Origin of the sequence: Streptosporangium sp. NPDC005286, assembly GCF_040607515.1 — a bacterium.
Taxonomy (GTDB): domain Bacteria; phylum Actinomycetota; class Actinomycetes; order Streptosporangiales; family Streptosporangiaceae; genus Streptosporangium.
In genome coordinates, this window is the sequence record NZ_JBEXGU010000266.1 from 1 (window position 1) to 8,313 (window position 8,313).

Genomic DNA, 8,313 nt, shown 5'->3' on the forward strand with positions numbered 1-8,313 from the left:
CGGGGCTCCCGCGGGAGCCCCGGTCTTTCACCTGTGACGCATGGCCGACGGCGCCCGGCCGTCGCGGTGGGCGCGGTCAGCGGAGGGAACCGGAGAGGGCGACCTCGTAGACGTGGACGAGTTCCTGGCTGATCCGCTCCCACGAGTAGCGGGACCGGGCGCGGTCGGCGCCGGCGAAGCCGAGCGCGGTGCGGCGGGTCGGGTCGGCGAGGAGTTCGCGGGTCAGACGGGAGGTCTGCGCGGGACGGTCGGCGGGCACCAGCAGACCGGTCACCCCGTCCACCACGGAGTCGAGGTGGGCGCCCACCGCCGAGGCGATGACGGGCACGCCGCAGGCCATGGCCTCCAGCACGACGACGCCGGCCGGAGCCTCCTGGGGCAGGGAGACGACCACGTCGGCGCTGCGCATCAGCTTGGCGACCGCGGAGTGCGGGATGTGCCCGAGAACGGTGATCCGATCGTCGACGCCGATCTCCTTGGCCAGCAGCATCATGCGGTGCGCGTCGGCGTCGTGCTCCAGGTCCGCGACCGCCGGGCCACCGGCGATGATCAGCTCGGCGTCGGGGATGCCCTCCAGGGCGCGGATCGCGGTGTGCACGCCCTTCTCCGCGGTGAGCGGCCCGACGTGCAGCAGGCGGGGGCGGGTACCGCGGGCGGAGGCCGGACCCTGACGGCGGAACCGCTCGACGTCGACACCGCACGGGATGACCGAGATGCTGCGGCGCGGCACGCCCAGCCGGATCAGCGAACTCTCCTCGTCGCCGCACCCGGCGATCACCGCGCTGGCCCGGCGCCCGATGGCCCGCTGCAGCCGCACACGCTTGGCGTCGCGGGGGTGCTCGCTGCTGAACGTCTGGGTGAACGGCACGTTCAGGCCGTTCGCACCGGCGATGGCGGCCAGCCCGCCGGTCCAGGAGTGCGCGTGGATGACGTCGGGGCGGTCCTGCCCCCAGCGGTGCATCAGCTGGTCGCCGAGGTCGGAAAGGTAGGGAAGGACGCCGTCTTCCGGAAGATCCTGCGCGGGCCCGGCGGTCAGGTGCTCAAGCGTGACGCCCTGCGACACGCGAACTTTGGGCTTGTCAAGGTCGGAGTTTCTCCGGGCGTAGATGGTGACCTTGTGTTCCCGGCCGAGTTCACGGGCAACGGCCATCAGGTGAGCGCGCTGGGAGGCGAGATCGGACTCGTCCTGGGTGGAGGAGAGAGCCTCGGAGGAGACGAATGCAATGTTCACGGCACACCTCTGGGAGGAGATAGGCATGGAAAGCCTGTTATTCCTTCAGGGGTGCCTGCGTCTTAGGCACACGTCTGCATTGCCCTAACCATACCCCGATCTCAGCCGGAGCCAAACCCGCAGGGTTCAATACCTCCTGCTCTGCCGTGACTCCTCGGCCCTGGCGCTCGGGACGTGCAGCTGGATCACACATCCATCCCGGTCGTTGTGGATGTCGAGGCGGTCGCACAGATGCCGGGCGATCCACAGCCCGTCCCCCGGTTCCGGCGCCGGTCCCGGTGGGAGGAAACCGGCGACCGGGTCGGTGACGCGCCTGCCCCGGCGGTCGACATGGCAGGTGATCGCGCCCAGCCGCTCCCACAGCCGTACCGTCACGGGCGGCTCCAGCAGGGTGGCCACCTCGTGGGCGGCGACCGAGAGCAGGGTCGCGCGGTCGTGGCTCAGTCCCATGAAGGAGGCCTGGCCGGTGACGAACGCCCGCAGGGCATGGAGCGTCTCCACGTGCGCGCCGGCCGAGCCTTCCTGCGGTTCGAGAGGCGGGACGGAGTCGCACTCGCCGATGAAACCCACCGGATCGGTGTACTCGGGGCAGGACACCATCGAGACGCCGTCCTCGGAGAGGGTGGGATGGGTGCGCCTCGCGGCGGCGACCACCGCCTGACCCGCGGTCCTGGTGTCGTACGGGCAGATCATCCAGACGTTGGTGCCTTTCAGCAGCAGGTTCAGGCCCGACTCCATGCGCTGCCAGGCCCGCACGTCGGCGGGCGCCCGGCCGGCCCACACCGGCTCGGCGAGGATCCGCACGTGACCCCCGCGCGGGGCCTCGGGCCCGCGCCGCTGCCAGTAGCGGTGGAAGGCCGTGGCGCGCTCCACGGTCCGGCGCCCCAGGAACGCGCTCTCCGCGTAGTCGACCAGGCGGCCCTCCCTGCCCAGGGCAACCGCCAGCAGCTCCAGATTGGCCGAGGTGGTCGTGACCATCACCGGATCGCCCTTGGCCAGCCCGTCCCGGACGAACGGCAGCGCGATCTCCAGGAAACGCCGGTCGGAGCCGTAGACCGCGGCCTGGTGGATGGAGGTCATGGAAGATCGTCGTGGTCGCGGGAGCGGCGGGGGCGCCCGTCGGGCCCGCTCCAACCGGCAGGGGGCCGACACATCGAGGGGGAGCCGCTCGGTCTCGGAGCCGGCCCGTTCCAACCGGCAGGGGGCCGACCCTGAAATGATCTCATTCTCCGCCCCACCTGGCCGGACACGGGCGCCGCCGGGTGCGGTCCCTCGTCGCTCGGTGAGACCGGCAGGCCACACCGAGTTAGCCAAGTTATACGACACGCAGGGCGAGTATCACGATCTCATCCCAAACTCTCCCGCCGGAGAACGCGTGCCGGTCCTCCTCCACCGTCTTGACGATCTCGGCGGGGGAACGCGTCACGCAGCGTGCCAGCACGTCGGCCAGCCTGGTCTCGCCGTAGGACTCACCGAGCTCGTTCTGCGAGGCGACCAGGCCGTCGGAGTAGAAGACCAGGGTCTGGCCGGAGGCCGGCGTGAGCTCCTCGGTGAACATCTCGGCCTCAGCGGCGATGCCCAGCGGCACACCGCCCCCCGCGGTGAACCGCACCCCGCCGTCGGGCTGCAGCAGCGCGGCGGGGTGGTGTCCCGCGCTGGCCAGCCTGATCTTGCGCGCCCGGATGAAGCCGGTCACGGCCATCACGAACATGCCGTTGTGCTGGGCGGTCAGGGCCTGGTTCAGCTTGCGCATCACCTCACCGGGGTCGGATTCCCAGACGCTGAGCACGCGCAGTCCGTTGCGGACCATGGCGCTGACCGACGCGGCCTCCTCGCCCTTGCCCGCGGCGCCCCCGAGGGCGAAACCCCACCCGTCACGTGTGCGGAAGACGTCGTAGAACTCGGCGCCGACCGGGCTGGAGCCCGCGTTGTAGATGGCGGCGGCCTCGAATCCGGGGATGTCCGGCAGGCTCCGGGGTACCACGCTGGTGCGCAGCGCGTCGGCGGCCCGCGAGCGGGTCTGGAAGCTGCGCCGGGCGCGCAGTGCGAGCCCCAGATGGACGCCGATCTCCTCCATCAACCCCAGATCGGCCAGCGAGAACGGTTCACGGTCGCGCAGGCGCACCAGGGTCAGGGAGCCCAGTACGTCGTCCTCGCCGCCGATCGGCACGATCAGCACCGAGGCGGCACCCATCACCCGCAGCAGGGGCGGCCCGCCGGGGACGTCGCCGAGCAGCCCCTCGTCCTCCAGCATCTCGTGCACCACGCCCGAGCCGCCGGTCAGCACGTGCGCGACGGCCGGTGCGGTCAGCGGGTTCAGCTGTTCGGCGAGGCGGACCAGCTGGGTCACCGGCTTGTCGCTCGGGCCGAGCACGCAGGCACGGGCGGGGACGCCGTCGCGGATCACGTCGGCGATCACCCAGTCGGCCGACTCCGAGGCCAGCAGCCGCGCGGCCCTGGTGACGGTCACCGGCTGGCGCAGGCTCTCCTCGTCGAGCAACAGGCGGGTCATCCTGGCCAGCAGTTCCTGCCGGCGTGCCGCGGCCATGACCAGGGTGGCGTCCGACCGGTCGGCGGGGCCGTGGGGCGGCCCCGCCACCTGCGCCTCCAGCGGCAGGATCATGACCGCGACCATCTCCTGCGGCTCACCCGGCATCGTCAGCCGGGTGACGGCCAGCTGCACCGTGTGCGCGCGGCCCTGGTGGGCCAGCCGGGTCTGGAACGTCGCGGTCTGACCGCCCTGCTGGACCGCCGTCAGGTGCGAGCGGAACGCCGCCCGACGGGAGACGTCGACGAACAGCGGGAACGAGCGGCCGATCAGATACCCCGCCGGGCTGCCGAGCATCCGGGAGGTCTCGGCGCTGATCCGCCGGACCACACCCGAGGCGTCCAGCACCACCACCGGGACGGGGAAGGTGCGGAAAACCTGCCGCAGTAGCTTGAGCTCCCGCTGCGATCCGCTCTCCCGCTGGCCCGACCGCCTGGGCGCCTTGCGCAGCTCGCGCACGGAGGTCTCCAACAGCTCGCGGGCGGTGTCGAGCTCCGCCAGCGCCGCGTCAAGTGTGGACCGAGGGTCGGCGGGGTAGGCGGACTTCGCCTCGCGCAGGGAGGAGACCCTGGCGCTCAGCGCGCTCAGCGCCTGCTCCAGGCTCTGAAGGCCAATGGCGTCGGTCAATGCTCGTCCTCGTCAGGGGCCGGAGTGGGCTGGTCCCGTCGTAGACGGTACGCCACCCGGATAGGTCGAATCGATCCGTGGTCGGATAGTGGTTAAGTTAGTGACACAGGGAGGGGAGTCGCGAGATGGACATGGTCACTCCCGTTCTGGCCCGGGATCTGGCGGTCCTCGGCAGGGTCAGCGAGGAAACGTCGAGCGAGAGCGTGCTACGCGGGCTCACAGCCACCCTCGCAGGCGGTGTGCCCGGTTGCGCGGGCGGGTCCGCCGAACTCTGGCGCCAGGAACGCATGGTCGTCTCAGCCTCTCACAGCGAGCTCATCGTGCTCCTCGACGGCGAGGAGGAACTCGGTGAGGGGCCTTCGACCGAGGCCCGCGCCACCGGACGTCACGTGGTCGTCCAGGACGTCCTGCGCGAGTCCCGCTGGCCGGCGTACGTCGGTATGGCGGTCCGCTGCGGCATCCGCTCGGTTCTGGTGATGCCGATCACCATCGAGCACGCCGTCCTGGTTCTCGGCCTGTACGGCGTGCGTCCCGGCGTCTTCGCCGCCAGGAACGTCCCACCGCTGGCCGACATGCTCGCCGAGCAGGCAGGGGTGGCGCTCGCCAACCTGTGGGACTACGACGAGGTCCGTACCGACGCCGCCCAGATGCAGGAGGCCCTGGCGGGCCGGGCGATCATCGACCAGGCCAAGGGCATCATCATGAAGTCCAGCGGCTGCTCGGCCGAGGCCGCCTTCGACGAGCTGCGTCGTATCTCCCAGCACCACCAGGTGAAGGTCGCGGACCTGGCCAGGCTGCTGGTCGACGAGCACCAGCGCAACCAGGGCGAGAAAACCGGCTGAGCGGGCGTCCGCCGGCGCCGTGTCGAGGGCGGTGAGCCGTAGTGGTGATCGGGCCCGGTGCCTACGGGACAGAGAAAAGGGAAGCCGATGATCCATCGACGGAGTGGGGGAGCGGGTGGCTGACCTGCTGCGTGTCTCTGTCGCCGAACTGGCGGACGGCGCCGCCGACGGCCCGTTGCTCGACATGTCCAAAGGGGTGTGCGAGCCGATCGTGGGGGTGGAACTGGACGGCGGCGCCGACGCGGCGACGCTGGACCGGGCGCTGACGCGGGCACGCGCCTGCGACCGGCTGCTGATCGGGATCGCCGGGAAGCCGTTGCCCGCACAGGCGGCGGGTCTGACGCAGGCGCTGGATCTGACCCTTGTCGGGACGGCCGGGCCGACCGGACGCGAGTGCGTCGCCGTTCCCGACCCCGAGGAGCGGCTCACGGCCGTGCACAGCGCGGCGCTGCGTAATCCGCAGGCCTCCGTTGTCTTCGGCGCCGTCCTTAGGATGACGGAGGCACTGGAGGTCAGCACCGCGCTGGACGTCGAATCCCTGGCCTACTCGACCCTGCTCGGCGGCCCCGAGTTCCGCCGCTGGCTTTATGGCCGCCGCCGCCGGCCGGTGCCCGTGGCGGTGGCACCACCGGTGCTGATCGACCGGGCCGACGACCGCCTGCTGATCACGTTGAACAGGCCGGAGCGGCGGAACGCCTACGGACGGGAGGTCCGTGACGCCCTGGTCGAGGCCATGCGCCTGGCGGTGCTCGACGACACCGTTACCCGGGTGGTGATCGACGGTGCCGGGCCGTCCTTCTGCTCCGGGGGCGACCTCGACGAGTTCGGCACCACTCCTGATCTCACCACCGCGCATCTGGTGCGCACCCGCGGCGGCGCGGGAAGGCTCGTTCACGAGCTCGCGGACCGGGTCGAGGTGCGCGTGCACGGTAGCTGCGTCGGAGCCGGGATCGAGCTGCCCGCCTTCGCCGGAACCGTGATCGCCGACCCCGGGGCCACCTTCCGCCTGCCGGAAATCGGCATGGGGCTGATCCCCGGCGCGGGCGGCACGGTCAGCATCCCCCGGCGTGTCGGCCGCTGGCGCACCCTCTACCTCGCCATGACCGGTGAGCCCATCGACGCGGCGACCGCCCTGTCGTGGGGGCTGGTCGACGAGGTGATGCCGTCAGGGTGATCAGAAGGGTCGCCCGGCCAGCCGGATGCCCCGCGAGGCGGAGGAGGGGCTCATGACGGAGTCATGGGCGACGCCGCCGGCCGGGCGGCCGCGGTAGGCGTAAGGACCCATGGAAAACGCCTCAGCCGAAGGCGGTGATCGCGTCGTCGATCGTGTCGTAGAGGGGCAGCCGCTGGGCCAGACCGGTGATCCACATCACTTTGGTCTTGGCGTACTCCACTCCGATGAGCGCGAACTTGGCGCCGGCGGTGGTGCTGACCTGCCAGTGGTGGACGATCAGCCCCAACGCCCGCGAGTCCATGAAGGTCACGCCGCCCAGATCCAGTGCCATGTCCAGGCCGTGCTCGCTCGTCTGTGCCGCCAGGTAGTCGGCGAACTGGTCCCTTGTCGTCGCGTCCAGCAGGCCCGTCACCCGGATCACGTTGATCCCACTGACGAGCGCCGACGTGAGAGTCAGGGCTGCAGATCTCTCGCCGTTCTCCGACACCGTCACTCAGAGCCTCCTCGCACCATTCGATTAGCAACCTTACTGTTACCTGCGGGCGAGTAATACTCCAGGATTCAGGGGAATAGTGGAACCAGAGGTCCAGCAGAGGGCCTCGCCTCGAAAATCAGTCGAGGCGATGCCGTCTGCCCGGACGTTGCTCCGTGGTCGGCTCGCCCGACAGTAATACCAGGGAGCAGCAATGTCTGTTCAGGCACTCGACATCACCGACATGACCGCTGAGGACCTCCTCGCCGAGATGTCCCTGCCCGAGGCCTCCGACCACCGAGCCGAGCGCCTGCGTGAGCGCATCGTCGAGATGCACCGCCACCTCGCCGTGGAGATCGCCCGCCGCTACCGTTACCGCGGCGAGCCGATGGAGGATCTTCTGCAGGCCGCGTACGTGGGGCTGATGAAGGCCATCAACGGCTTCGACCCGACCCTCGGTCATCCCTTCCGCGGCTACGCCGTGGTCACCATGACCGGTGAGGTCAAGCGCCACTTCCGCGACCGCACCTGGGCCATTCGCGTCCCCCGCGTCTACCAGGAGCGCAGGGCCGAGCTGAACCGCCTGGTAGCCGACCTCAGCCAGGAGTTCGGCCGTGCCCCCACGGTCGCCGAGCTGGCTGTGAAGATGCACATCTCCGAAGAGGACGTCCTGCTCACCCTCGACGCCTCCGCCGCCTACAGCGCGCTCTCGCTGGACGCCCCCCTCGGCGCCGACGACGACGCGGCGGCGCTTGGCGACGTCATCCCCGAGGAGGACGACGCGCTGGGCACCCTCGTGGACCGCGAGGCGATCAAGCCGTTGATCGACAAGCTGCCGACGCGTGAGAAGAACATCCTGCTGCTGCGCTTCTTCGGAAACATGACCCAGGCCGAGATCGCCGCGGAATTCGGGATCTCCCAGATGCACGTCTCCCGTATCCTGCGAAAGGTGCTCGACCAGCTCCGTGCGGAACTTGTCGCCGAATGCTGAATACACAGTCTGTTACCGGGCACCTCAGTCGGCGACAACGGACGTGGCGTAAGGTGCCTTTGAACGAATCCCGGATGCTGAGGACGACAGCGGACCGGGACAGGGGAGGCGGATCTCGGGTGAACGAGGACGGTGTTCGTCCGGCTCGCTTCACGGCGAGTGGCGCCCGTTCCAGGATTTCTCCCGCGGGGACCGCGGTGGCCGAACTCGCCTTCTGCCTTCCCGATCTTCCCGACGTGCGCGACTTCGCCGCCGCCCAGGCCGTGCGGAGCGGCATGTCACAGGACGGACTCGCCGATTTTCTGGTGGCGCTGAACGAGGTGGCCACCAACGCGGTCACCCACGGCCACACCAGCGCCAAGGCCATGCTGCGGATGTGGACCGTCGGCCGGACCCTCGTCGTGGAGATCCACGACGAGGGGCAGTGG

At 70.2% G+C, this 8,313-nt stretch carries 8 protein-coding genes; 4 read left to right on the forward strand and 4 right to left on the reverse strand.

From position 1 onward, the window contains the following. Nucleotides 1-76: 76 nt before the first annotated feature. The 3 genes from ABZU75_RS43765 to ABZU75_RS43775 form a co-directional block, all read right to left on the reverse strand. Nucleotides 77-1,231 (reverse strand): glycosyltransferase, encoded by a 1,155-nt coding sequence (locus ABZU75_RS43765; RefSeq protein WP_355568538.1) that lies wholly within the window; start codon nt 1,229-1,231, stop codon nt 77-79. Between the two features lie 126 nt (nt 1,232-1,357). Next, complete coding sequence (locus tag ABZU75_RS43770) at nt 1,358-2,311, reverse strand: sensor histidine kinase (protein ID WP_355568541.1); 954 nt, start codon at nt 2,309-2,311, stop codon at nt 1,358-1,360. A gap of 235 nt (nt 2,312-2,546) precedes the next feature. Beyond that, complete coding sequence (locus tag ABZU75_RS43775; protein WP_355568544.1) at nt 2,547-4,406, reverse strand: SpoIIE family protein phosphatase; 1,860 nt, start codon at nt 4,404-4,406, stop codon at nt 2,547-2,549. Between the two features lie 125 nt (nt 4,407-4,531). Here ABZU75_RS43775 and ABZU75_RS43780 point away from each other — a divergent pair, with 125 nt between their 5' ends. Beyond that, nucleotides 4,532-5,248 (forward strand): GAF and ANTAR domain-containing protein, encoded by a 717-nt coding sequence (locus ABZU75_RS43780; protein ID WP_355568549.1) that lies wholly within the window; start codon nt 4,532-4,534, stop codon nt 5,246-5,248. Nucleotides 5,249-5,363: 115 nt separating this feature from the next. Then, nucleotides 5,364-6,422, forward strand: a complete 1,059-nt coding sequence (locus ABZU75_RS43785; RefSeq protein ID WP_355568552.1) for an enoyl-CoA hydratase/isomerase family protein — start codon at nt 5,364-5,366, stop codon at nt 6,420-6,422. A gap of 121 nt (nt 6,423-6,543) precedes the next feature. On the opposite strand, the gene ABZU75_RS43790 is transcribed toward ABZU75_RS43785, so the two are convergent. Then, on the reverse strand, nt 6,544-6,915 hold the full coding sequence (locus tag ABZU75_RS43790; RefSeq protein WP_350930133.1) for an STAS domain-containing protein: 372 nt from the start codon (nt 6,913-6,915) through the stop codon (nt 6,544-6,546). 193 nt (nt 6,916-7,108) lie between these two features. On the opposite strand from ABZU75_RS43790, the gene ABZU75_RS43795 reads away from it, so the two are divergent. Continuing rightward, on the forward strand, nt 7,109-7,885 hold the full coding sequence (locus ABZU75_RS43795) for a SigB/SigF/SigG family RNA polymerase sigma factor (RefSeq protein ID WP_355568556.1): 777 nt from the start codon (nt 7,109-7,111) through the stop codon (nt 7,883-7,885). Nucleotides 7,886-8,082: 197 nt separating this feature from the next. Then, a partial coding sequence (locus tag ABZU75_RS43800; protein WP_355568559.1) for an ATP-binding protein occupies nt 8,083-8,313 on the forward strand: 231 nt, incomplete at its 3' end.

Excerpts from the sequence above, each read along its gene's own strand:
- ABZU75_RS43795 (WP_355568556.1), top strand. The coding sequence starts at position 7,109 with ATGTCTGTTCAGGCACTCGACATCACCGACATGACCGCTGAGGACCTC.
- ABZU75_RS43780 (WP_355568549.1), top strand. The coding sequence starts at position 4,532 with ATGGACATGGTCACTCCCGTTCTGGCCCGGGATCTGGCGGTCCTCGGC.
- ABZU75_RS43770 (WP_355568541.1), bottom strand. The coding sequence starts at position 2,311 with ATGACCTCCATCCACCAGGCCGCGGTCTACGGCTCCGACCGGCGTTTC.